At 66.8% G+C, this 24,351-nt stretch carries 19 protein-coding genes and 1 pseudogene; 7 read left to right on the top strand and 13 right to left on the bottom strand.

The window, feature by feature from the left end; all coding sequences use genetic code 11:
- Positions 1-380 precede the first annotated feature (380 nt).
- Positions 381-2,104 (top strand): annotated as a pseudogene (locus MWM45_RS13125) (alpha/beta hydrolase).
- A gap of 280 nt (positions 2,105-2,384) precedes the next feature.
- On the opposite strand, the gene MWM45_RS13130 reads toward MWM45_RS13125, so the two are convergent.
- Positions 2,385-2,816, bottom strand: a complete 432-nt coding sequence (locus MWM45_RS13130) for a MarR family winged helix-turn-helix transcriptional regulator (protein ID WP_247826835.1) — start codon at positions 2,814-2,816, stop codon at positions 2,385-2,387.
- 53 nt (positions 2,817-2,869) lie between these two features.
- Between MWM45_RS13130 and MWM45_RS13135 the strand changes: the two genes are divergently transcribed.
- From MWM45_RS13135 to MWM45_RS13145, 3 genes are all read left to right on the top strand, one after another.
- Entirely contained in the window at positions 2,870-3,337 is a 468-nt protein-coding gene (locus MWM45_RS13135; protein WP_247826836.1) for an SRPBCC family protein, read from the top strand.
- Positions 3,327-3,722 (top strand): DUF6958 family protein, encoded by a 396-nt coding sequence (locus tag MWM45_RS13140; protein WP_247826837.1) that lies wholly within the window; start codon positions 3,327-3,329, stop codon positions 3,720-3,722. The genes MWM45_RS13135 and MWM45_RS13140 overlap by 11 nt, the downstream gene beginning before the upstream one ends.
- 314 nt (positions 3,723-4,036) lie before the next feature.
- The gene (locus MWM45_RS13145) at positions 4,037-5,338 is read left to right on the top strand and encodes a fatty acid desaturase family protein (RefSeq protein ID WP_247826838.1); all 1,302 of its coding nucleotides are present in this window, start codon (positions 4,037-4,039) and stop codon (positions 5,336-5,338) included.
- A gap of 145 nt (positions 5,339-5,483) precedes the next feature.
- Here MWM45_RS13145 and MWM45_RS13150 read toward each other — a convergent pair whose 3' ends face one another.
- Positions 5,484-6,032: a pentapeptide repeat-containing protein gene (locus MWM45_RS13150; RefSeq protein WP_336296668.1), complete on the bottom strand. Its 549-nt coding sequence runs from the start codon at positions 6,030-6,032 to the stop codon at positions 5,484-5,486.
- Positions 6,033-6,162: 130 nt separating this feature from the next.
- Between MWM45_RS13150 and MWM45_RS13155 the strand changes: the two genes are divergently transcribed.
- Together MWM45_RS13155 and MWM45_RS13160 are read left to right on the top strand one after the other, a co-directional pair.
- Positions 6,163-6,360 (top strand): hypothetical protein, encoded by a 198-nt coding sequence (locus MWM45_RS13155; protein WP_247829301.1) that lies wholly within the window; start codon positions 6,163-6,165, stop codon positions 6,358-6,360.
- 219 nt (positions 6,361-6,579) lie between these two features.
- Positions 6,580-7,011 (top strand): NUDIX hydrolase, encoded by a 432-nt coding sequence (locus tag MWM45_RS13160; protein WP_247826839.1) that lies wholly within the window; start codon positions 6,580-6,582, stop codon positions 7,009-7,011.
- 863 nt (positions 7,012-7,874) lie between these two features.
- Here the strand turns inward: MWM45_RS13160 and MWM45_RS13165 are convergent.
- From MWM45_RS13165 to MWM45_RS13200, 8 genes are all read right to left on the bottom strand, one after another.
- Positions 7,875-8,462, bottom strand: coding sequence for a hypothetical protein (locus MWM45_RS13165; protein WP_247826840.1), 588 nt, complete (start codon positions 8,460-8,462; stop codon positions 7,875-7,877).
- A gap of 246 nt (positions 8,463-8,708) precedes the next feature.
- Positions 8,709-9,359, bottom strand: coding sequence for an HAD family hydrolase (locus MWM45_RS13170; RefSeq protein WP_247826841.1), 651 nt, complete (start codon positions 9,357-9,359; stop codon positions 8,709-8,711).
- Between the two features lie 23 nt (positions 9,360-9,382).
- On the bottom strand, positions 9,383-10,912 hold the full coding sequence (locus tag MWM45_RS13175) for a glycosyltransferase family 39 protein (RefSeq protein WP_247826842.1): 1,530 nt from the start codon (positions 10,910-10,912) through the stop codon (positions 9,383-9,385).
- A 335-nt stretch (positions 10,913-11,247) separates the two neighbouring features.
- On the bottom strand, positions 11,248-13,251 hold the full coding sequence (locus MWM45_RS13180) for a beta-galactosidase (protein WP_247826843.1): 2,004 nt from the start codon (positions 13,249-13,251) through the stop codon (positions 11,248-11,250).
- A gap of 34 nt (positions 13,252-13,285) precedes the next feature.
- Positions 13,286-13,927, bottom strand: coding sequence for a hypothetical protein (locus tag MWM45_RS13185; RefSeq protein ID WP_247826844.1), 642 nt, complete (start codon positions 13,925-13,927; stop codon positions 13,286-13,288).
- Positions 13,924-14,835: a carbohydrate ABC transporter permease gene (locus tag MWM45_RS13190; protein ID WP_418909770.1), complete on the bottom strand. Its 912-nt coding sequence runs from the start codon at positions 14,833-14,835 to the stop codon at positions 13,924-13,926. Before MWM45_RS13190 ends, MWM45_RS13185 begins: the two co-directional genes overlap by 4 nt.
- A 5-nt stretch (positions 14,836-14,840) precedes the next feature.
- Positions 14,841-15,824, bottom strand: coding sequence for a carbohydrate ABC transporter permease (locus MWM45_RS13195; protein ID WP_418909693.1), 984 nt, complete (start codon positions 15,822-15,824; stop codon positions 14,841-14,843).
- A gap of 39 nt (positions 15,825-15,863) precedes the next feature.
- The gene (locus tag MWM45_RS13200; protein ID WP_247826846.1) at positions 15,864-17,156 is read right to left on the bottom strand and encodes an ABC transporter substrate-binding protein; all 1,293 of its coding nucleotides are present in this window, start codon (positions 17,154-17,156) and stop codon (positions 15,864-15,866) included.
- A gap of 162 nt (positions 17,157-17,318) precedes the next feature.
- Between MWM45_RS13200 and MWM45_RS13205 the strand changes: the two genes are divergently transcribed.
- Entirely contained in the window at positions 17,319-18,323 is a 1,005-nt protein-coding gene (locus MWM45_RS13205; protein WP_247826847.1) for an acetylxylan esterase, read from the top strand.
- A 171-nt stretch (positions 18,324-18,494) separates the two neighbouring features.
- Here MWM45_RS13205 and MWM45_RS13210 read toward each other — a convergent pair whose 3' ends face one another.
- The 3 genes from MWM45_RS13210 to MWM45_RS13220 form a co-directional block, all read right to left on the bottom strand.
- Complete coding sequence (locus MWM45_RS13210) at positions 18,495-21,062, bottom strand: rhamnogalacturonan lyase (protein WP_247826848.1); 2,568 nt, start codon at positions 21,060-21,062, stop codon at positions 18,495-18,497.
- A gap of 128 nt (positions 21,063-21,190) precedes the next feature.
- Positions 21,191-22,348 (bottom strand): mannitol-1-phosphate 5-dehydrogenase, encoded by a 1,158-nt coding sequence (locus MWM45_RS13215; RefSeq protein ID WP_247826849.1) that lies wholly within the window; start codon positions 22,346-22,348, stop codon positions 21,191-21,193.
- On the bottom strand, positions 22,345-24,330 hold the full coding sequence (locus MWM45_RS13220; RefSeq protein ID WP_247826850.1) for a PTS mannitol transporter subunit IICBA: 1,986 nt from the start codon (positions 24,328-24,330) through the stop codon (positions 22,345-22,347). Before MWM45_RS13220 ends, MWM45_RS13215 begins: the two co-directional genes overlap by 4 nt.
- Positions 24,331-24,351 lie beyond the last annotated feature (21 nt).

The following is a 24,351-nucleotide window of genomic DNA, read 5'->3' on the forward strand; positions in this document are numbered from 1 at the left end:
TTCCGGCGGCGCATCCCCACACGCCTGCGGCTACCGGGCGGGATGATGCCGACCGGTACGTTATGGCCGGCACCGGAGTCGGGCATGGACCCGAGTCGCTGCCCGGCTGACCTTTGACCGGGCCCTGGTTCGATGGCCGGTCGGAGAACCGGTCGTCCACTCCCCCGCGCGGACTCACCGGCCCCTACCTCCGCCGGGACGGGAGAAGTACTTGAGCGCGGAGTCGACGGTGGCGTCAGGCACGTCGTGGTCTTCCGGATTCGATACGCAAGGACTCCCACCGTCAGGACCACCTCCATCCTGTGTCGGCCACCGATGCCTCGACCTCACACCGGACTTCCGACGTTCTCGCCTATGATGAGCCCTCACACGGGGAAATGATGAACAACGTGGCGATCTTCAGACGCAGCACAGCCTTCCTCCAGGCACACCTCGTCAACCTGCTCTGCGCATTTGCGCTGGCGTCTTTGGCGTTGACCCCCTCGCTGGTGCCACGGCCCACGGTGTTCCAGGGGTTCCTGGCCGGTCTCTGGTTCATGGTCGGCTTCCAGGCCGGCTTCGCACTCCGCGTGCTGTGGCGAAGGATGGCTGGAGCGTTCGCACGGACACAGCCGGAGACCGAGCGCCGGGACGCTCCGCACCGCAGGAGGGTACTTGCTCCGCTCATAGTCGGCCTGGCATTGCCGGCCTATGTCATCGGCTACGGCATGCTGGTTGTCTCCTGGCAGAACCGCGTCCGTGAACTGGTGGACATGCCGCCGATCGACGGTGTGGGGCACACCGCGTTCCTTGTGAGCATGCTTGCCACTATGGGAGTGCTCTATGGGGTTTCCCGGGGAATCGGGGCTCTGCGGAACAGGGTTGCCAAACGCGTCCTTGCGGCCGGTGGATCGGTGAGCGCAACGCGGCGGGCCTCCCTGGCTACCGGACTGGTGTCCACAGTCATCCTGGTTGGCGGACTCGCCGGTGCAGGGTTGGCTGCGGTCGGCGCGATCTACGCGGCCCGTGATGCCGATACCCTCGCAGGAAGCGTGCAGCCAGTTGTTGCGACCAGGTCGGGCTCGGCTGAATCAGCTATCCAGTGGGATCAGCTGGGCCGCCAGGGGCGCGCCTTCGCCGGTGGCGGACCAAGCGCGGGCACCATCGGCCGGGTCACCGGAGGGCCCGCCATGGAACCGGTTCGCGTCTATGCCGGCCTTTCCGCAGGCCGAACTGCCACGGCACGGGCCGAACTTGTCGTCAGGGAACTCGAGCGCACCGGTGGATTCGAGCGTGACGTGCTGCTCGTTGCCACGCCCACTGGCTCCGGGTGGCTCGAACCGCAGGCCATCGCGGCACTGGAATATCTTTACGGAGGTAACACCGCAACGGCTGCAATGCAGTATTCGTTTCAGCCGAGTTGGGTCTCTTTCCTGTTCAGCCCGAACCTGGCGGCGCAATCCAGCGAAGCGCTCTTCGACGCGGTATATACGCGCTGGGAGGAAATACCCGCTCAGCGGCGTCCGCAATTGGCTGTCTATGGGCTGAGCCTCGGAGCGAAGGGCATGCAGGGCAGCTTCGAGAACCTTGATGACCTGCTGGCACGCACCGATGCTGCGCTGTTCACCGGGCCGCCGTCGAATTCCCAGCCGTGGCGCACACTGCAGGATGACCGTGACGCCGGGAGCCCCATCTGGCAGCCGATCTACCAGGAGGGCCGTGAGGTGCGCTGGCAATCCAAGCCCGGGGACTTTGTGGAGTTGGGCGGTACGTGGGAACAGCCACGGCTGGGCTATTTGCAACACGCCACCGATCCCATCACCTGCTGGATCCAGCGCTCATCTATCAGCGCCCGGAGTGGCTGGCCGGACCGGCCGGCTCCGGGGGACGAGGCGCCGACGTCAGTGATTCGATGCGCTGGATCCCGGCAGTGACATTCCTGCACCTGGCCACCGACATGCTGGTAAGCGAGGCAGTCCCGCCCAGCCACGGGCACAACTTCGGTGATGTGGCAGTTGACGGCTGGGCGCAGGTACTCCCGGGGCATGGACGCAGTGATGCGCAATTGGCTTCGATCCAGTCGGTCATTGAAAAGATCGATACGCACGATCCCATCTGGGAGTGACAGCACACAACGGCAGGCCCCTGCTGACGTATCGAAGAAACTGCCACCCCCCGCCCCCGAGTCGCCTTCGGCCGACGCACGGTCGATCCCGCTGAGGGATTCGTCTACGGAAACACTCGCCCTCGCATAGTGAGGTCCTTGAACGCGACCACCTCACCGAAGAGTTCTTCTCCGGTGGGAACGAAACCGAGCTTGAGGTAGAACTCCTCCGGACCATGGTCCTGATCGGCAAACAGGCACGGGCGCCCGGTCGATCGGATCGCGGACAGCGGATGCGTGTTCAGGAACCGGCGCCGAGTGCAGCTGTGATTGCTTTGAGGTGGCTTGTCAGGCGATCCGTGTCGGTGGCCGACATCGTTTCGGTGAGTGCGAGGACACGCCGGCCGGCAGGGCGGTAGTGCTGGCCCAGTACCTGCCACACCTTCGGCGTCAGTGTCACGAGTTTCACCCTGCGATCCACCGGTGACGGCGCGCGAATGACCAGATCTGCGGCAGCCAGCCGGTCGACGATCGTGGTCACCGCCGCGCGGGTGACGTGCAGGTGATGAGCGAGGTCGACCTGCGAGCTCGACCCTCCCTCCAGCCGGTTGAGGAGCCGAAGCTCGGTTCGTGATATCCCCAAGTGCTCGGCCACGACCGCGTCATGCGCGTCGAAGGCCGCCCCGAGTTCCCTGCAGGCCAGAAGCAAAGGATGCTGAGTGTCAAAGTCCATTTGCTCGAGTATATTACAGTCAAATCAGTTGACTACTTGGTCGGAGGAGTGTCATGCAGTGGACCGAGACCATCACCATCGAATCACCCAGGGACATCGTGTATCAGGCTATTCGTGATCAGCACACCCTGATGCGATGGTCTGCGTGGCCCGAAGCCACCGGGTTCACCTGCCGGGTCGACGGCGACGGGACGAGTCCCGGGTCGCAGATCGTCTTCACCGACCAGAAGGGCGTCGAACAGGGCCGCCAGACTCTGGTCTCAGCCGACCCCGACCTCATCCGGAACACGATGCGCAATAAAGGCCCCCGCGGTCGCTGGGTGAGCCCGAACGTCGACTTCCATGTCGATCCCGTGACAACGACGCAGACCCGGGTGTCGCTTGCCTTCGACGTCGAACCTCCCGTCCCCCGCATCATGAAACCTCTGGCGAACAGGTGGCTGCGACGCTCGATCCGGCCGCTGCATGTGAAGGACCTGCAGCAACTCAAGGACCTCGTAGAGGCTACGCATGTCCGCTGACCCGCATTCGGCGGCCGTCACCCCACGGGCATGGGCTGAAGATGAACTCGCCCGGAAACGCGGACGCGTCCAGATGTTCAACGCAACCCGGCCCGACGGCCTAGACGGGTGGACCATCGCGCTCGAACAGTACGAACTGCTCGTCGATGTCATCCTGACCACGATCGATGCCTTCGCCGCCGACGACGGCACGGTGCCGCTGAAGGTGATCGTCGACGAAGCGCAAACCAGGCTCGGGTCCCACCCGGCCTTCCCCAACGGCCGGCTCTCCAACTACGTCCGCTACACCAAGGTCGATCTCGAGGCCCGAGGACTCGTCGAACGAGTCCCCAAGAGCTCACCCCAACGCGTCCGCAGAGCGCCCACCAAGCCCAGCGACACGTAGGCATCTCTGAGCCGGAGAAACGGAGAGCGTCCCGGTCGGGGACAGACGATGACGGACGGTCGCAGTCCATCCTCGTCGCGGCGCCCGCGTCCGGATCGTCCAGGGGCGCGGTTCCTGCGGTGCTTCGTGGGCGTGCGGCCGGCCCTAGGAGCCGAGCTGTCAGCGGGGCGCGGGAACCGGAGCGGCGTACTTTGTGATCTCCGACTGTCGGCTCTGTCAGGTCGGAGTGGAATTGCCGACATGAGGCTGTGTGGCCTTGACACAGGCATATCCGGATCTCGCGCCGGATAGTAGATCAGGCTGCCGGAATTCGCATGCCGAACATCGACGTCTTCCGGGTCGTACCGGTGATTGTGGGCAGACGTATGCTGATGGTGCTGCCCCGGACCCTGCCAGCGAACCATTCGCCGTTACACCGGCGCCGTGAGGCTGAAGCAAAAGGGGCCTGGCAGATGAACCCTGTGAATGATGCGTTGTCCGGTGTCGCGGACCCTGAACCGGGGGCCTCCTCGAATCAGGTGCCACCCGGCACTGAACGCGCTCCGTCCTTGACGCGTAAGGTGCGAATCGCTGCGGCCAATGAGGTCGTTGCGTCATATGCCACGCTCCTGAAGCAGGTCCGGGCCGATGGACTGCTCGAGAGGCGCCGACCGTTCTATATCAGCGTGTTTCTCCTGCTCATGGTCGCCCTGACCGCGACGGGAATCGGATTCGTGCTGATCGGCGTCAATTGGGCTCAACTGCTCATCGCCGCCACCCTGGCAGTTATTCTCACGCAGCTCGCGTTTCTCGGCCACGAAGCCTCCCATCATCAGATCTTCGCCTCCCGTAGGGCCAATGAATGGGCAGGCAGGATACTCGCCGCCGGTTTCGTTGGCATCAGCTACGCCTGGTGGATCACCAAACACACACGACACCACAACACTCCGAACACGGTCGGGAAAGACCCCGACATCGCCATGGGCACGCTTTCGTTCCGAGCGGATGACGCCGCCGTCAAGACCGGCTTCAGCGCTTGGTTCACGCGCCGGCAGGGCTATCTGTTCTTCCCGCTGCTGACCCTTGAAGGCCTCAACCTGCATGTTCAGTCGTTCAGGACCTTGTTCGAGCGGAAACCGGTGTCGGGCCGCTGGGTGGAGCTGGCCCTGATCGGCGTGCGCTTCGGCGGCTATCTCGGCGTCCTGTTCTGGTTCCTGCCGCCAGGGATGGCGTGCGCGTTCCTGGGTGTGCAACTGGCGGTTTTCGGTGTCTACATGGGCGCTTCCTTCGCCCCGAACCACAAAGGGATGCCGATCCTGGCCAACGACACCACCGCGGACTTTCTCAACCGCCAGGTGCGCACCTCCCGCAACGTCACAGGCGGATCCTTCGTTGATTCCGCATTCGGTGGCCTGAACTTCCAGATCGAACACCACCTGTTCCCGAACATGCCCCGACCAAACCTGCGCCGAGCAAGCCTCATCGTCAAAGACCATTGCAGACGACTCGGCATTCCCTACACACAAGTCCGCGTCCTCGCGTCCTACAGGGCGGTGATCTCTCACCTCAACGACGTTGGCCTGTCTGCCCGGGACCCTTTCGATTGCCCCCTGATCAGCCGGTACCGCCGCCCGTAAGTGGGTATCCGCGCGAGGACCCTATGGATGGGACCAGCCCACTCGTCGGGGACACGCAAGGGACACGTCCAGGGATGACGTCGGATGGTGACCGGCAGGCGCCTGTTACATGCAGTCGCCTACCGGCCAGTAGCCCTGCCGAGTCCTATCCGTTGTCGGACCAATGAGCAGGTCTACTGAGATCGGTCGGCAGGCGTGTGCTCCGATCGCCTGTGGCGGCGCTGACCTGAGCCTGTGTCAGAAACAGGGCTTTGGAGAGATCTGCCCCTTCCAGGCGGGCATCTCGGAGGTCCGCTCCGAGGAGGTCCGTGCCCGATAGGTCGCAGGCACGCAGGTCGGCGGCGATGAGGTAGGCGCCTCGGAGGTTGGCTCCGCCCAGCGACCGTGACCTGAGCTTCTTGCCCATGAGGTCCGCTCCCGGGACGAGCGCAGTGTCCAGGTGGTCGTTCCCGGTTGCGAGGTAGGAGGTTCTCACTTCCTCGCTGATCTCCATCAGGTGTGACCGGACGCGGGCATGCAACTCGTCGAGGTCCACGGCGAGAACCTGTTGTGGATCATTCAGCGCGTTCTCGATCGTCGTCCTGAGCTCGTCGACCTGGTGTGAGGTGTCAGGGTCGAAGGTTCTGGTGGCTGCTTCCGTCAGGTACCAGAGCATCTCGTGCAGTTGCCGGACGATCGTGAACGCCGTGAACATGTCTTTCGCGGTTTCGGGCCTCGTTCGCCAGCTGACGCCATGGAAGAGGTTCTGGGAGACGTTCTGGCCGGCGCCGAAGCAGTCGAAGACGGTGCATCCTCGGAAGCCTCGCGGTCGCAGACTGTCGTGAATGGTGCACGAGAAGTCGGACGCCAGATTCTGGCAGGGTGTCCCCGGTGGTTTGTCGATGGGGAAGTCGGCGGTGCGGGAGAAGCCGAGGGCGGTGCAGCAGAGCGCGAAGCAGTTGCTGCAGTCGGGGCGCAAGGATCCGCGGTCAAGAGCTGGTGAGGAAGGGCTGACGGAGTTTCTCTGCATGGCGGGTATGTGATCTTCTCTGGATGAGTTCGGTGGGAGGCCGGTGCGCGGGGAGCTCGCGGGCGAGTTCCCCGTCGAGGGCGCACAGAATCACCACTTCCGACGGAAGCGAACGGGAACCGCTGCACAGACTCTGGATCACAGAGAGGATAGGAATGTCACTGAGACCAAAAGTAGCATCGCGCCGGCAATGCCACGTCCCCGAGCCTCAGCCGGGCCTAGGATCGAATGCATGCCGACGATCCGGAATCTCGCCGTGGGTCTGCCAGTCCGTGATGGGCACGTTCTCGTGTCGGACGCGAGGGATTCCATGACGGGCGAAGCTTTTCATCGAGTACTTGGCGGAGGTATCGAGTTCGGGGAGACGGCCGAGGCTGCCGTGCGGCGCGAGTTCGCAGAAGAACTCGGGATAGTTCTCACCGCAGTGCAGCTACTCGGAGTTGTGGAGAATATTTTCGACTACGAAGGACAACCCGGTCACGAGATCGTGCACGTCTTCGCTGTGCAGTCGCCGGGGTTCAGTGCCATCCCGCTCGATGCAGAGCTGCGCGTGCTCGATGAAGGCAGCCCCGTCGCCTGGAGGCCCATTCGCAGAATCGACCGCCCACTCTACCCAGCGGGCGCGGTGGACATGCTCCGGTCTCTCGCCGGCGATGAGGCGTAGGCGTCGCAACACAGCACGGTACATGGTCAACGTCGCCGTGCGTCTCGATCCGGGGATTCGTGTGGTCCCGTGGAATAAAGGGCCGGAACTGGTGCTGCTGTGGAGTTCGTATGTCCCGTCGTCCACGCCGTCGTTCCGCTGATCGGCCAGGGGCGTCATCTTCGAGAGGAGTGCTCGCTTCAACGCCTGCGTCGCCGCCCCCGGGGGCGGATCCCTATCCGGTGCGGCTCGGAGATGACGTGAGTATGCGTCGTGTGTGGAGAGCAGCACTGCATGCCGCCACCGCGCCGAGACCACTACCCACCAAGATCGGCACCCAGGAAGCCGTGCCCATACCGTCGAGGACCAAGGCACTGGATCCTGCTGTGGCCACACCCGCTCCGAGCCCCGCAGTAGCTGCGTAGTGCATCTTGTGCGGTTCTACGACTGCCGCGCGCACACGCAGAAGAAGCAGGGAGCCGAGACAGCCTGCCAGACCGAGTCCGACCCCAATGATTGCGCCCCCGAAGGCGAAGATCACCGATTGCCCGGGATCGACGCTCCACCCCGCGAAGCGTCCAGGGTCCAGAGCTACCTGAGCATAGGCGACGACGAACACCCCCGTCCCGGCGATCAGCCCTACGAACGCTCCTGTCGTGACACTGCGCAGAACGAGACGCCGGGTGATCGCAAGAAGGACGTGCACAGATCCCGTACTCATAGCTGAAACAGTAGCGACAGCTTCGCTCCAACCTTCCGGAGGCCATCCCTCACGGGCAGCAGAGGGCCGTGGCGCAATGGCACTGATTCAGGGGTCGATGAAGCCCTCCACGGTACGTGTTCGTCTGCCCATCGCCGAGCAGGATGCCTGATGGAAGCGGTGGCTACCGTTGGGTCATGTGTTTCCGCGGGGTTGCGAACATCCCCAGGCTGTAGGCGAGCAGGATCACGGACATGACCAGCCCCGACCCCACCGCCGCTCCCGAAGCACTGGTCGGAGTACCGATGAGCAGTCCCACCCCACCTACGAGGGCAAGAACCCCTCCGAGCGTGTAGAACATGCGTTCTCTGAACGCCCACGCGAAGGGTATGAAATGGAGACCGACGACCAGGGCGATCAGCGCGGGTTGAAGCTCCAGCCTGCCTACCGAGGTGAGCCGTCCGGTGCCGAGAGCTATCAGCGCGAACTCCATGACCACGCATAAGAGGTAGATCGCGATGTGCCGACCACGAGGAGGAGTGAAAGGGCCGAGGAAACGTGGCGAGGCGAAGAGGAACCACGCGGTGGAGGCGACAGTGCCGATGACCACGAGGCGTGCGACGACGGATACGGGGTCTGCGACTTCCGCCGTGTAGGAGAACACGAAGACGCACGCGCCGGACAGCCCGACGAGAGTTCCCATGCGCCGCGGGTCCGCGAAGCGCGGAGGCGCATCGGTCGGGTTCCATCCAGTGCTGCTGCGAATGGTCACGGAAAGTTCTCCTGAAGAAGATGGCATTGTCTCCGGCCGACGACAGGTCGAGGACCTGCGGGTGAAGTGCTCGCAACTGTACCTTCGAGGCTCTTTCACCGGGAGAAACCCGACCTTGCCGGCCCCGCTGTGGTGGGCGCATCGCGCGAGCCGAAGGACGTCCGCGGTGGGAGCAGCAGGGTCGTGATGCCGACGTCCGCTGCCGCTCCGTCATGCGTGGAGCGAGCTCCGACCATGAGAGTCCTACTACACGGAGATCTGGCCCTCCCCGTCACCATCGTGCTTCGAACCGAACCCTCCGCAGGAGGCGATGAACTGCTCAAGAGCTCTGGCGCCCTTGAAATGGTGTGCCTTGAATCCCAGACCTTCTGCGCCCCGCGTGTTGGTCAGAGTGTCGTCGACGAAAAGGCAACGGTCGGCCGGGGTGCCGAGTTCCACAAGCACTGCCTCGAAGGATTCAGGGGAGGGTTTAGCCATGCCGATGGCACTGGAATTGAAGATCAGGTCGAATTCATGGGTGAGGCCGAGGCACGACAAATCGGAGTCGAGCCGGGTCGTGGCATTACTGAACAGTGCGACGGTCCGTCGCTTTCGCACTCGTCGGACAATGGTGAGTACCTCCTCATCGACCCTTCCCGCCGGAATCGACCACTGCGCCACCGCCTTCCTCGCAGCTGCTCCGTAATACATTTCCAATCTGTCGGAAATTTCTTCCCGCCATTGACCATCCGTGATCGCCCCGGTGATCACTTTCTGCAGCATTTCGGTATCGCCGAACGCCACCGCAGCGAGACTACCGGCGGGAAGATCGTTGTCCAGTTCGACATCGGCCATGATCGCTGGATCCCAGATCCTCAGGACACCATCGAGATCGAGGACGAGCGCCTCGAACGGCATCGACTCGGCGGTCTTCGGGCATGTCAGCACATGAGGATATGAGCCGTGAGGATCGTGACTGCAGAAACCTCCTCCTCGATGCACCCCGCGTCGACGAGTCGCGCGATATAGGGATCGCTCGGCCGGGCCCCATCCGAACCAGCAGCACCGGCGGAAGCATCAGGTTGAACTGTTCGCGCAAGCACGAAGACCTGACGTCCCTTCAGCTTCGTCAGGTCCAATTCATTCGCTGGGACCACGCTCCCCCAGAACGTCGCTGTTTCGAGCGGGCCTGCATCGAGGGCGACGTCCTCCACCCCGGAGAACTGTTCCGGGTAGGCCATCGGCACACCGTATGCCCGGACATCGGAGTAGATGACTGCCGCGCCGGGTACCTTGCGATCCTCGACGACACGAGCCATGGCCGCGAAGTTGTTCGGTTTGAACCCTTCGCGTTTCTGGCTCACGAGGATGGGAGTGGCCAGCAGGCAGAATACTGTCAGGATCGCCACACCCTTTTGTGGGGACATGACGGCCAGCGCGGCACCGACCAACAGGCACAAGCCCGGGGCCGTGAACGTCAGATACCGCTCCAGGTAGACAGGCTTCCCCAGCGCCGTCATACCGACGAGGATGACTGTGGGCAGCAGCGTCCACGCGACTCCGATCATCCAGAGCGACCACTGGCGGCGGCGGAATGAAGCATATGTGAACCACGCGACGATTCCGAGAGACAGGACCATGAGGGCTGTCGCGAAGTGGGCGGTCGGGTGTCCGAACGCATAGTAGGGCCGCTGCCCGAAGAAGTACTGGCCGATGAGAGCGCCTTTGAGCAGCTCGCCCGGTTGGGTCGAGATCCAGGACACCTGCCCCACCTGGGTCGATGTGGCGACGACGATGGGCAGGGAAGCGAGGCCCGCCAGGCAGGAGGACCAGAGGAACGGTCTTGTACATGTGCGGCTGACGGCCAACGCGGCGGCCGGAATGGCCAGCAGCGCCGAGAACACGAACAGCCAGGTCGCGCAGGTGAGCATCAGCGCGTAAAGACCCCAGGCGGGTGCGGATCCTCTACGCGTGGCCCGCTCGAGCGCGAGCATGGTCAGAACCGCCAGCAACGCGGTCAGGGCCACGGACCTCAGCTCGCTGCCGGCCCAGATGAGGCCCGGCAGGAACGAGGCGACCACACCCGCGAATATGCCCACTCGTGGCCCCGCCAGACGGGCCCCGAGTATCACCGTGAAGCCTACGGTGGCTGCCACAGCCGTCACGGAGAGCATCCGGGCCGGGAAGGGATCCGTGCCGACCACGGACAGGAAAAGGCCCTGGATCAGGTAGTACACGCCATGGACTGCATCGACGTGCGCCAACAGCGCGAACATGTCAGGAAGGGACCGCTGCGAGACGGTCAGTGTCGCGGCCTCATCTCCCCAATAGGACGGGAAGCGGGCCGTGACCGCTCCGATGAGGAACTGCACGGCGCCCAGGACGAGCGCGGCCGGCAGCACCGACACCGATCCCGGTTCGACCCTCCGATATCTGTTTACCCCAGAACCAGTTATCAGTGTCTCGATCACCAGCAAACGGTAACAGTCCCACAAGCCTCGACCTGCACCGACATACCCCGACGGCGCGAGGGTTCACCACCCGAGACCGTCGCCACTGCTTCCCGGCGACGATTCATCCGGAAGCGAATACACGGGCGTCCCGAACGTCCTTCCAGGAATTGTCCGCATACATTCCTCGTCCCGCCCGATAAGCCAAATACATTCCATCACTCATGGCCGGGACGTCGCCCCACGCGGGACAACGACGCCCCATTCGACGATCCGTCGCGAGGACAATTGCGACCAGCGTCTTCCAGGCTGAGCACGACCGGAGCTCAGAGTCCGGGGCGCGAAGTCCTGCTCCGTCACCGCTGTGCCGGCGCCGGGACCGCTCGGGAGTCGGTGAGCACCAGAGCGTAGCCGAACGGCTGCAGTTCGATGCCCCGGACGTCGCCACCACCGAGCGCGTCCTCCCCCCGCACATCGAGGTGGACCGGCTCGCGGTCGTGGTTGATGAGCGTCAGCAGCGGCCCGCGACGGATCGCCTCCACCATCGGCGGCAGGCCCGCATGCACCGGCTCCACCCCGGCCGCCGCGAACAAGTGCTCGAGGACCTGCCGCGCGCCGTCGTCGTCGGGCACGGTGGCGAGATAGTAGGCCGATCCCGCGCCGTGGGGCCGTGCCGTCAGGGCCGGCCGCCCGTCCTGGCGGCCGCCCTCGAACCGCGCCAGGACGCGGGCGTCGACGGCGTGGGCCTCCTCGGCGAGGATCGACCCGGCGAACGCGAAGCCCGGGCCGGAGACCAGCGCCCGCTGCTCGCCGGGCCCCTCCGAGTCGGCGCCCACCAGTGCCCCGAAGTCCTCGACGACGACGCCGAGCAAGTCCCTAAGTTGCGTGCCGAACCCGCCCGGGCGGAAGCGGTCGTACTCGTCGACCACATCGCTGAACGCCGTGACGAGCAGGTGCCCGCCCTGCTCCACGAAGTCGGCCAGGTTCGCGGCGGCCGGTTCGGTGAGGAGGTACAGGTGCGGGGCCACGACCGCGGCGTAGCGCGACAGGTCGGCCGTCGGCGGGAGGATGTCCACCTGCACGTGCAGGCGGTGGACGGCGTCGTACCAGCCCCGCACCAGGGACTGGTAGTCGAGCGAGGTGGGGTGGTCCGGGTTCTCGATGGCCCACCAGTTCTCCCAGTCGAACAGGAGCGCGACCCGCGCGGCGCCGTCGTCGGCCGGCAGGTCCGGCAGCCGGCCGAGGTCGCTGCCGAGGGACACCACCTCGCGCCAGGTGCGGGTCTCCGTGCCGGCGTGCGGGAGCATGGCGGAGTGGAACTTCTCCGCTCCTGCCCTGGATTGCCGCCACTGGAAGAACAGGATGCCGTCGGCGCCACGCGCCACGGCCTGCATGCTCTGCGCGGCGAGCTGGCCCGGGGCCTTCGGGGCGTTGGTGGGCCGCCAGTTCACCGCGTTGGTGGCCTGCTCCATGAGGAGCCACGGGGTCCCGGGCTTGAGGGAGCGCATCAGGTCCCCGTGGAACGCGCCCTCCCGGAAACCCTCCGGATCATTGGGGTCCGGGTAGAGGTCGTCGCTGAGCACGTCCAGTTCCGCGGCCCACCCGGCGTAGTCGACGGGTTTGAACGCGCCCATGAAGTTGGTGGTGATGGGCTGGACGGCACCGGCCGCCCGGATGATGTCCCGCTCCATCCGGTAGCACTCCAGGAGCATGTCCGAGGTGAAGCGCCGGTAGTCGAGCAGCTGCCCCGGGTTGTGGCTGTAGGGGGCGTGCCGGGGCGGGAAGATCTCGGCGAAGGACCCGTAGCGCTGCGACCAGAACATCGTGCCCCAAGCGGCGTTCACGGCGTCGATGGACCCGTAGCGGTTCGTCAGCCAGGTCCGGAAGGCATCCCGGGCGGCGTCGGAGTAGTCCACATTGAGGTGGCACCCGTACTCGTTGTTCACGTGCCAGAGGACGACCGCGGGATGCCCGGCATAGCGCTCGGCGATCCGCCGCACGAGGGCCGCTGCCAGTGACCGGTAGGCGGGCGACGACGGTGCGTAGTGCTGCCGGCTGCCGTGCCAGTAGGGGCTGCCGTGCTCGTCGGCCGCCAGCATCTCCGGGTAGGCGACCGTCGCCCATGGCGGGGGCGACGCCGTCGCCGTCGCGAGATCCACGGCGATCCCGCCCTCGTGCAGGAGGTCGATGACCCGGTCCAGCCAGTCGAAGTCGAACTCGTGCTCGGAGGGCTGGATCCGTGCCCAGGAGAAGATCCCGAGGCTGACCATCGTCACGCCGGCCTGGCGCATGCGGGCCACGTCCTCGGGCCACACCTCCTCGGGCCACTGTTCCGGGTTGTAGTCGGCGCCGTAGTGCAAGGGTGTCTCCTGGGTGGGTCGGAGGATCGGATGGTCAGGAGCGGGGACGGCGCTCACGCACCGACGTCGCGAGGGCGGCGAACACCAGGCAGCCGACCCCGGGGATGATCAGCGGCGGCAGCTGCCAGGCCACCATCGCGGTGAGCACGACGGCGGCGACGAGCCAGAGGACGCCCGCCGGCTCCTCCCGCGCCTCCCGGAGCCACTGGTGGCCCGCCGCCCGCCAGGACCTGGTGGCCGGCCAGCGGGCCGTCACGCCCGTCAGTCCCGCCAGCAGTCCCAGCAGCAGGACGATCCCGGCGGCCAGGACGATCTGCCAGCCCGGCAGTGACCGCGAGCCGGCGACCACGATGTCCAGCAGGAGGAGGACCGCGGCGACGATCAGCCCGAGGCCGACGAGCCAGCCCGTCCGCAGCGCGGCCGTGAAGTCCGCCGCGAACTGCCGGACGGTCGAGTCCTCGGCCCGCAGGAAGCGATGCAGGTGTGCGGAGCCGGCGGCGAGGGATGCCGGGATGGTGAGGATTCCGAGGCCCGCCACGCAGCACAGCACGCCGACCCAGAGTACCTCCCCGAACAGCGCGAACTTCGCTGTGGCGCCGGGCCAGCGCAGCGTACTGCCGTCGCGGACGGCAGCCTGCCGCCCGTGATCGGCGACGTCGCGCCGGCGCCGGCTCATCCCTTCAGGCCCTGCGTCGCGACGCCGTCGACGAGGAAGCGCTGGAAGATGATGAAGAACAGCATCACCGGCAGCAGTGCGAGGACGGAGATCGCGATGGTCGCGCCGTAGTCCGAGGTGCTCGTCTGGTCGTTGAAGATGCGCAGTGCCAGGGGCAACGGGTACTTGTCCGGCGAGTTCAGGTACAGCAGCGGTCCGAGGAAGTCGTTCCAGCTCCAGATGAACGCGAAGATCGACGACGTGATGAGGGCGGGCTTGATCAGCGGCAGCGTGATCGAGAAGAAGATCCGCCCGTGCCCGCAGCCGTCGATGCGCGCCGCCTCGTCGAGCTCCCGCGGCAGGTTGCGGATGAACTGCACCATGAGGAAGACGAAGAACGCCTCCGTGGCCAGGAACTTGCCGGCCAGGAGGGGCCAGAAGGTGTCGATCAGCCCGAGGTTCCTGAAGATCACGTACTGCGGGATGATCAGCACGTGGAACGGCAGGAGCAGGGTGCCGATCATCGCCGCGAAGAGGATCTTGCTCCCCCGGAAGGAGATCCTCGAGAAGGCGTACGCGGCCATCGACGAGGAGATGACGGTGCCGATCACCGCGCCGATGCCCAGCAGGGTCGAGTTGAGGAAGAACTTCCAGGTGGGGATGCCGGCGATGCCCTGCATCACCTTGACGAAGTTGTCGAACGTGGGGTTCTCGGGGAAGAAGCCCTGGTTGCTGCCGAACTCGGAACTCGGTTTCAGGGATGCCGAGAACATCCACAGGAGCGGATAGAGCACGATCGCCGTGAGGGCGACGATCCCCACGATCCAGAGCGCCGTCGGGAGATGCCGGCGCATGGGCCGACGGCGTGGCCGGGGCTGCGGGCCGGTGTCCTCGCCCCGCGGGACGGGGACGGCAGGGTTCGATTCGATGGTGGTCACTTGGAGTCTCCTGCGTAGTGGACCCAGCTCCTGGAGGTGCGGAAGAGGATGAGGGCGAGGACGCCCACGGCGATCAGCAACACCCAGGCCATCGCCGAGGCGTAGCCCATCTGGTTGTTGGCGAATGCCCGCGTGTAGAGGTACACGGTGTAGAAGTTCGTGGCCCCGCCGGGGCCGCCCGTTCCCGATCCGATGATGTACGCCGAGGCGAAGACCTGGAAGGCGTTGATCATCTCGAGCAGCAGGTTGAAGAAGATGACGGGCGAGAGCATCGGCACCGTGACGCTGAGGAACTTGCGCAGGGGGCTCGCGCCGTCCACGGAGGCCGCCTCGTAGAGTTCGGCCGGGACGCCCTTCAGCCCGGCGAGGAAGATGACCATGGGGGCGCCGAACTGCCAGACGGCGAGCAGGATCATCATCGGCATGATCAGCGAGGGGTTCCCGATCCAGCCGCCGAGGTTGATGCCGAACAGGTTCAGCGCACCGTCCACCGGGCCGTCGGTGGAGAACATGGCCCGCCAGACGATCGCGATGCTGACGCTCGCGCCGATCAGGCTCGGGGCGTAGAAGGCGGAGCGGAAGAAGCCGGTGCCCTTCGCCCGGTAGTTCAGGAGCATGGCGACGACGAGCGCTGCCGCGAGTTTGATGGGCGTGCCCACCAGCACGTAGATGAGGGTGATCCGCACCGACGCCCAGAACTTCTCGTCCTCGGCCATGCGGCGGAGGTTCTCGAGTCCGGTCCACTCGGGGGCGGTGAAGAGGTTGTAGTCCGTGAAGGCGAGGTAGAGCGAGGCCAGCATGGGTCCGAGCGTGAGGCCCACGAACCCGAGGAGCCAGGGTGAGAGGAACACGTACCCGGCCAGGGAATCGCGGTTGCGGCGACGGGGCCGGGGCCTGCCCGTCCGGCGGCTGTTCACCGGACGGGCACCGGATTCGGCGGTGCGGGCTGAAGCTGGCGCATGCGCCGAGTCCGTGCTCACGATGGAACTCCTTTGTCCTGCTGGATACCGGGTGTCCTGCTAGTTGCCGAGCGTGACGGCGGCTTCGTCGAAGAACTGCTTCGCGGCGTCGTCGGGGGTCACGGTGCCGAGGCCGATCGACTTGCCGAGGTCCCAGAAGGTCTGCTCGATGGCGCCGAACCCGGCGACGGGCGCTGCCGGGGCCTCGCCCATGCGGTCCTCGATGGAGTCGAGGTAGTCCTTCACGGCCTTGTCCGGTCCTTCGAGGTTGGCGCCCTCGAGCTGCGTCTCGGAGGCGGGGATACCGAGCGTCGCGCCGAAGATCTCGCCGACCTCGGGGCTGTTGATGAGGAAGTCGACGAACGCGGCCGCGGCCTCGGGGTGCTCGGTCGAGGAGGATGCCGCCTGCATGAGGCCCACCTTCTGGTAGAGATCCTTCTCGCCGGGGCTGCTGGTCGGCGGGGCGACGATCGTGATCTCTTCGGCCCCGGAGTCACCGAGGTAGCTTCCGAGGAAGTTGCTCCAGCTCATCTCGCTGGTGGTCAGGTTGCCGCCGAAGCCGGACACCGGGCTGATCTCCTCCAGCTTGCTCTGCGGCACCGTGACGTTGTCGCGGTTCTCCTGGCCTTCCTTCCAGTGCTCGGCGAGCTCCTCCTGCGTGAAGCCGAGTTCCCCCTCGTCCGTGAAGAGTTGCCGGCCCTCCTGGCGCAGTTTGAGCTCCAGGTCCTGGATGCGCTGGGTGGTGTCCGTCCCGCCGTACACGGTGCCGCCGCCGGCCTCCGTCACGGAGGCCATGTGGGCGTCGTACTCGTCCCAGCTCGTGCCGCCCTCGTAGGGCTCGACGCCGGCCTCGGCCAGCAGGGCCGGGTTCTGGAACACGGACCAGGCGCTGTAGCCGGTCGGGATGGCGAAGGTGCCGTCGTCGAGCGTGCCGGTGGACAGCAGGCCCTCGTCGATGGCGTCGGTGGTGATGCCGTTCCCGAAGTAGTCCTCGAGGTTCAGCAGGAGTCCGTTGTCGCCGTACTGGCGGAGATAGGTGTAGTCGAACTGCATGACGTCGGGGAGTCCGCCACCCGCCGCTTCGGTCTGCCGCTTCTCCCAGTAGGAGGGGAAGTCGGTGAACGTGTCGTTGATCGTGATGTTCGGGAACTCCTCCTCGAACGCCGCGATCGCCGCGTCGTACCGGGCCGCACGATCGTCGTTGCCCCAAAACGTGTAGTTGAGCGTGATCTGCTCGTCGGCGTCGAGGGCTGCGGGCTCGCCCCCACCGCCGCCACAGCCGGTGAGGACCAGCCCGGAGGCGGCGAGCGCTGCGACGCCTGTCAGCGTGCGTCGGGAGAGTGTGCGGAACATCGTTGTCCTCCTGGAAAACTTCGTTGTCAGCCATCGTGGGACGCCCTTGGGAAAGCGTTATCCGACAGCGTAGATTGAATCGTATCAATGGTCAACAGTGCCCCACAGACAGGCGTGTCCGCGCTCTATCCTCGCTCATCCACCCGTGAAAGGATGCACTCCATGCCCCATTTCGACCGCCCCCTGTCCGAGCTGCGGAGCTATCTGCCCGAGCGTGACGAGCCTGAGGACTACGACGCCTTCTGGGACCGCACGCTGTCGGAGCAGCGCAGGCATGTGGCGCCTCCCCTGTTCGAGGAGGTCCGGGCGGGCTACTCCCAGCTGGTCACCGAGGACGTCACGTTCGCCGGCTACGGCGGAGAGCCCATCAAGGCCTGGCTGCTGCGGCCGCGACACCTCGCCGGCCCGCTCCCCACGGTCGTCACCTACATCGGCTACGGCGGCGGGCGAGGGCTGCTCGGCGAATGGACCGCACTGCCGAGTGCCGGCTTCGCGCACTTCGTCATGGACCTCCGCGGCCAGGGCTCCGGTCACCGCCCCGGGGACACGGCCGACGGCGCCCTCACGGGCCCCCACACCGGAGGCTTCATGACGCTCGGCATCGAGAGCCCTGACACGTACTACTACCGGCGGCTCTTCGTCGATGCCGTCCACGCCGTGGAGGCCGCCCAGGCGCATCCCGCCGTCGACCCCGCCCGCGTGGTGGTCTCGGGCGGCAGCCAGGGTGGCGGGATCACCCTCGCTGCCGCCGCCCTCACGCAGCGGGTGAACGACACCCCGCCCGTCGGGGCCATCGTCGACGTCCCGTTCCTGGCGCACATGCGGCATGCCACGGAGATCGTCGGCACCGCGCCCTACTCCGAGATCGTGACCTACCTGGGCACGCGCCGGAACGACGTCGAGGGCGTCTTCCGGACCCTGAGCTACTTCGACGGCGTCAACTTCGCGGCGCGCGGCACCGTCCCCGCACTGTTCTCCGTGGGACTGCTCGACGACGTCTGCCCGCCGTCGTGCGTCTTCGCGGCCCACAACCACTACGCGGGACCGAAGCGCATGAAGGTCTACCCCTACAACGGGCACGAGCAGGGCGGCGCCTTCCAGGACATCGAACACCTGGCGTTCGTGCGCGAACTGCTCGCGGAACAGGATGCCCTCGTGCATCCCTGAGCCGCCGCTCTCCCGCATCCGTGACGACCACACCGCACCGCGACACCGTCCCGGAGACCGAGCCGATGCCTGCGCTGCGGACCCGATGCGAGCCGGCAGGATCGCACACGGACCGGCAGGACCGCACACCCGTCCGTGTGCGATCCTGCCGGGAGCCCTGACCCGTCGCCGCTAGGACAGCATGGAGAGGATCACCGATCCCGCGTGGCCGAGCCGGTCCCGGGCGGAGTCCGTCACGGTGCCGGGCTTCTGCCGGCCGAGCCGGTCGAGGAACTTCTCCACCGCCCGCGCCGCATTGCCCGCCTGATCCCGCTCGATCGCCCGTTGCGCCTGATCGAGCGACGCGCGCAGCTGCTGCGCCGCGGGTCCGGAGACGCCGCCCGCGCCGATGAGCTGCTCGAGCTGCCGCCGCAGGGCGGGAAGCGCACCGGGCAGGAAGGCCTCGGGTACGGACACCTCGGAGAAGTCGGTATCGGACGCCAGGTAGAACCCCGTGTAGGCGGGCTGGTTGTACGCGGTGTTCTGGCGGGCGATCTCCGCGCGGTACTGCGGATCGTGCATCAGCGTGTACAGCTTCCGGTCGGTGACCTCGGTGCTGGTGAAGATCCGGATCGCCGAGCTGTCGGCGGTGCGCACCAGCAGCTCCTCCCGCCAGTCCCCGAGGACGTCGGCCACGAGCGCGGGGTTGCCCTTGGTGCCGTTGTTCGTCCGTGTGCCGGTCGCGGTGAGCAGGCGGCCCCGCCGCGCGTCGTCGATGGTGGTGTCCTGGTCGCCCGTCCCGTTGACCAGCTGCGTGGTGCCGTCGGCCGCCCATCGGATGCTCATGTTCGTCCCCGGGGCACGGCCGGGCAGCAGCTCCCCGGACGCCGACCGGAGACCGACAGCCCAGTTCTCCAGCCCTCGGACGGTCGCGTCGGTGTCGCCGACCATCCCCCGCCCGGTGTCCTTGCCCGTGTAGCCGCCGAAGAGGACCTCCCCGGTTGCCGCGTCCCGCATGGACCAGCCGTACGGTGCGCCCGTGGCCCCCTCGTGCACCGTGAAGATCTCCCGGCCGGGGCGATCCGGGTCCATGTCGCCGACATGGAGGGCGTCCCCGTGCCCGAGCTTCGCCTCCGTGCCGGGAGCGGCGCTGCCGGCGGGAAGGGTGTCCGCAGAGCTGTAGAGCAGTGATCCGTCGTCATCGATGGTCGCGCTGCCGTAGACGATCTCCTGTCGGCCGTCGTCGTCCACGTCGGCGGCGCTCAGCGAGTGGAAGCCCTGGCCGGCCAGTGTGCCGTACTCGTCGTCCGAGCCGACACCGCCGTGCGGTGAGGCATCGAACGGATTGTCCATGGGTACGTGGCCCGAGTCCACGTTCCAGTCCTGGGTCAGCCGTTCCCCGTCCCAGGTGTAGGCGACGACGGTCGCCCGCGTGTAGTAGCCGCGGGCGAACACCGCCGAGGGATGCTCGCCGTCGAGGTAGGCGACACCTGCCAGGAAGCGGTCGACGCGATTGCCCGGCTCGATGCGCGCCATGGCGTAGTCGCCCCACAGGAGGCCGTCGTCGCCGCGACCCGGCTCGTAGGGGATCGTCTCGAGTTCGGCGCCGGAAGCGCCCTCGAAGACGCTCAGGTACTCGGGGCCGTCGACCACGAAGCCCTCGAAGGCGCGGAGGTTGTTCCGCGCACTGCGCGAGGGTGCGTAGTCGTCCATGAAGTAGTCGGCGAGCGCCCGGGCATCGGCGTCGGACAGCGGGTAGTCGTAGCGCTGCGGGATGCCGAAGGCCTCCCCGAGCGTCGCGGGCCAGTTCCCCGCCGCCACCTCGGGGTGGTCCTGCCAGCCCCGGAACATCCCGACGACGTGCTCGTAGTACGCGTCGGCATCCAGCCGGTAGTCGTCCGCGTTGGTGACGCCGGCGTCGAGGTCCGCTTCCGGGAGCGTCACGAAGCTCTCCGACGCGACCTCGCCCCCTGCCGCGTAGGTCGTCGTCCTGGTCCCGGGCGCGGTCTTGAGCATCATCTCCGAGCGGCCGTCGCCGTCGAAGTCCGAGACCATGAACTGGGTGTAGTGGGCGCCCGAGCGGATGTTGACGCCGAGGTCGATCCGGCTCAGCAGGCGCCCGTCGGCCGCGTAGGTGTCGATATAGGTGTTGCCCGTGTATCCCACCTGGGACACGTCCTTGGCGTTCGAGGGATACCACTTGACGAAGTACTCGTACGAGCCGTCGCCGTCGACGTCGCCGACACTCATGTCGTTCGCCGAGTAGGTGTACGCCTCCCCTGCAGGCGTCACGCCGTCCGCCGGCCTGGTGAGCGGCAGGTCCGTGTAGGCCTGGGTCCAGGGCGCCACCTCGGCGCTCCGTTCCACCTCGGTTCCGTCCACGACGGCGACGACGGCGTACCGTGCGTCGGCGGCGGTCTCCTCCGTGGTGACCGCGGTGTCGAGGAAGTTGGTGCTGTCCGTGACGGTGGCGATCGGCTCGCCGTCGCGATAGACCGTGAAGTCGGTGCCCGTGAGGCCGTCCGCCGTGGCGCCCGTCGCATCGGTCGCCGTCAGCCGCCAGCTGAGGAAGACGCCCTCGGGTGTCGCCGCTGCCACGAGCCCCCGGTCGAGGTGCTCGAGCTGCACGCCCCCGAGGGGGGCGGCCGCGCCGGGGACAGGCCCCCGGGCCATGGCGGGGACGGAGACTCCTGCCAGCGCGAGGCTGACGCCGGTCGCCAGCGCGACGCCCGCCGAGACTGATCTCGTGATCGAACTCATCGTTGGATCCTTCGGTTGGAAAACGCTTTCCGTTTCACGCTAGGAGTCCGGACTTCCCGCGTCAAGAGCGCACACGAGAAAGGGAGCAGCCGAGGCTGCTCCCTTCCTGTGCCGCGGTCGACGTCCTACTATCCCGCGCGGGACCCCGCGACGTGCCCGGCGACCAGGTCGCGCACCGCTCCGAACAGGGGGTGCTCCGCCCCAAGTCCGGTGATCGACGCCGTCGCGGTGTCGGGGTCCTGGGAGGCCAGGATCTCCGCCAGGGCGGCGACCTCGGGATCATCCGGGGCCGAGAAGGACAGCGCGGCCCGCATCGCCTCGAGCAGCGCGGCGGGATGCGTGCCGCGCTCCGCCAGCTCGGCGGCCGGTCCCACGAAGCGTTCCCTGCGGCTCAGCTTCCGCAGCGGCGCCCTGCCGACGCGGGCCACGGTGTCGGGCAGGTGCTGGTTCGTGAAGCGCCGCAGGATCTTCTGCACGTAGGCCTCCTGCTCCGCCGGGTCGAACCCGTGCTTCGCCACCAGCAGCTGCTTCGTCTCCTCCAGCACGGCCCGCACCCTGGCCGCGACGGCGTCGTCGGCCATGGCGTCCGCGATCTTCTCCACACCGGCCTCGGAACCGAAGTAGGCCGCCGCCGCATGGCCCGTGTTGACGGTGAACAGCTTGCGCTCGATGTACGGCTCGAGATCGTCGACGTACGTGGCCCCGGGAATCTCCGGCGGATGGCCCCCGAACGGGGTGCGGTCGATGACCCACTCGAAGAAGGTCTCGACCGTGACGTCGAGGCCCTGCCCGGCGGCTTGGTTCGGGACGATGCGGTCCACTGCGGTATTGGCGAAGACCGCCCGCGTCGCGAGGTCCGATGCCGCGCCGTCGTAGGCCTGCTCGATCTCGCCGCGCAGGATGTCCGTGGCATTGATGGCGTTCTCGCACGCCATGACCTGCAGCGGTGCCAGGTCCTCACTGCGGCGGCCGATCGCCCGGGCGATGACCGGCGCGAGGAAGCGCAGGACATTCGGGCCCACGGCCGTGGTGACGATGTCCGCCGTCGCGATCTCCGCGATGACGTCCTCCTCCTGCGAGCGCGAATTCAACGCACGGTAGTTGTCCACCGTCTTCACCGCCGGCTCCTCGCCGACCTCGTGGACGTCGTAGCCGGGGGTCGAGGCCAGCTGGTCGATCAGGGCGTCCGCGACGTCGGCGAAGACCACCTCGTACCCGGCCTCGTGGAGCAGGAGCCCCACGAAGCCGCGGCCGATGTTGCCGGCACCGAAATGTACTGCCTTCACGAAGCGTTGACCTTTCCGAAGAGGGCGAGGACCTCGTCCACCGACGCGGCCTCGTCGAGCCTGGCCACCTGCGCCTTGTCCGAGAAGACGCGGGCGATCGCGGACAGGATGGACAGGTGCTCGTTGTTGACGCCTGCGACGCCTACCACGAACTTCACCTGCTTGCCGTTCCAGTCGATGCCCTCGGGGTAGCGCACGATCGACACGGCCGAGCGCTTGATCAGGTCCTTCGCCGCGTTGGTGCCGTGCGGGATGGCGAGGAAGTTCCCCATGTAGGTGGGGACGGACCGTTCGCGCTCGTGCATCGCCTCGACGTAGGTGGAGTCGACGGCCCCGCGGGCGACCAGCAGCCGGCCGGCCTCGTCGATGGCGTCCTCCTGCGTGGTGGCGGTGCCGTTCAGCACGATGCTCTCCTCCGCCAGGACGTCACCGGCGTCGGTCATGCCGCCGTCGTCGGTCGTGACCGCGGCGGAGGCGACCGCGGCGGGAGCCGGATCCTTCGGGTCGACGCCGCCTTCGGCCGCCGCACCGGCGCGGATGAGGTCGACGATCTCGTCGTAGCGCGGGCTGTTCATGAAGTTGTCGACGGCGACGTGCGTGGCGCCCTGCGTCAGGGGCTCGGCGCGGGCGGCGAGATCCTGGTGCGTGACGACGACGTCGTAGTCGTCCTTCAGGCTGGAGATGGCGAGGTTGGTGACCTTCACATCCGGGAAGCCGGCAGCCCTGATCTTGTTGCGGAGCACCGAGGCGCCCATCGCCGAGGAACCCATCCCCGCGTCACAGGCGAACACGATGCTGCGGATGGGGCCGTCGGTGGCGGACTCCGACCGGAAGTTCCCGGCCACGGAGCTCTTCTTGCCCTTGAGGCCCTCCATCCTGGCGGCGGCGGCCGCGAGGTCCTCCTTCTGGTCCTTGCCGGTCTTGAGGATGACCGATGCGACGAGGAAGGACACCGCCGTGGCCAGCACGACCGACAGGGTGACACCGAAGTAGCTGTCCCGGGCCGTCTGCGCGAGCACCGCGATGATCGACCCGGGGGCCGCCGGGGCCACCAGACCGGCGTTCGTGATGCTCAGCGTCGCGATGCCGGTCATGCCGCCGGCGATCGCGGCGAGGATCAGCAGCGGGCGCATCAGGACGTAGGGGAAGTAGATCTCATGGATGCCGCCGAAGAACTGGATGATGGCGGCGCCGGGAGCGGAGGCCTTGGCGATGCCGCGACCGAAGAACGAGTACGCGAGCAGGATGCCGAGGCCCGGACCGGGGTTGGCCTCGAGCAGGAACAGGATGGACTTCCCCTGCTCCAGCGACTGCTGCACACCGAGCGGGGTCAGTACGCCGTGGTTGATGGCGTTGTTGAGGAACAGGACCTTCGCCGGTTCGATGAAGATGCTCGTCAGCGGCAGCAGCCCGTTGTCGACCAGCCACTGGACCACGTTGCCCGCCCCCGTGCTGAAGGCGAGGACCAGCGGCGAGACGCCGTAGAAACCGATCAAGGCCAGGATCGCGCCCCAGATGCCGGCCGAGAAGTTGTTGACGAGCATCTCGAAGCCCGGTTTGATCCGGCCCTCCCAGATCGCGTCGATCCTCTTCATGGTCCAGGCACCGAGCGGGCCCATGATCATGGCACCGATGAACATCGGGATGCCGGCGCCGACGATCACGCCCATCGTCGCGATCGAGCCGACCACGCCGCCGCGGACGTCGTACACCATCCGGCCGCCGGTGTAGGCGATCAGGAGGGGCAGGAGGTAGGTGATCATCGGGCCGACGAGGCCCACGTTCGCGACGCCGTCGGTCTCGCCGAAGCCGCCGAGCTGCGGTACGGGCAGCCAGCCCTTCTCGATGAAGAGTGCCGTGACGATCCCCCAGGCGATGAAGGCGCCGATGTTGGGCATGATCATCCCGGACAGGAACGTCCCGAACTTCTGGACACGGACCCGGGCGCTCGTCCCGGACCCCGCTTCTACTTGTGTTGCCACATTCATTCCTAACCGTTGGCC

Origin of the sequence: Arthrobacter antioxidans, assembly GCF_023100725.1 — a bacterium.
Lineage (GTDB): Bacteria > Actinomycetota > Actinomycetes > Actinomycetales > Micrococcaceae > Arthrobacter_D > Arthrobacter_D antioxidans.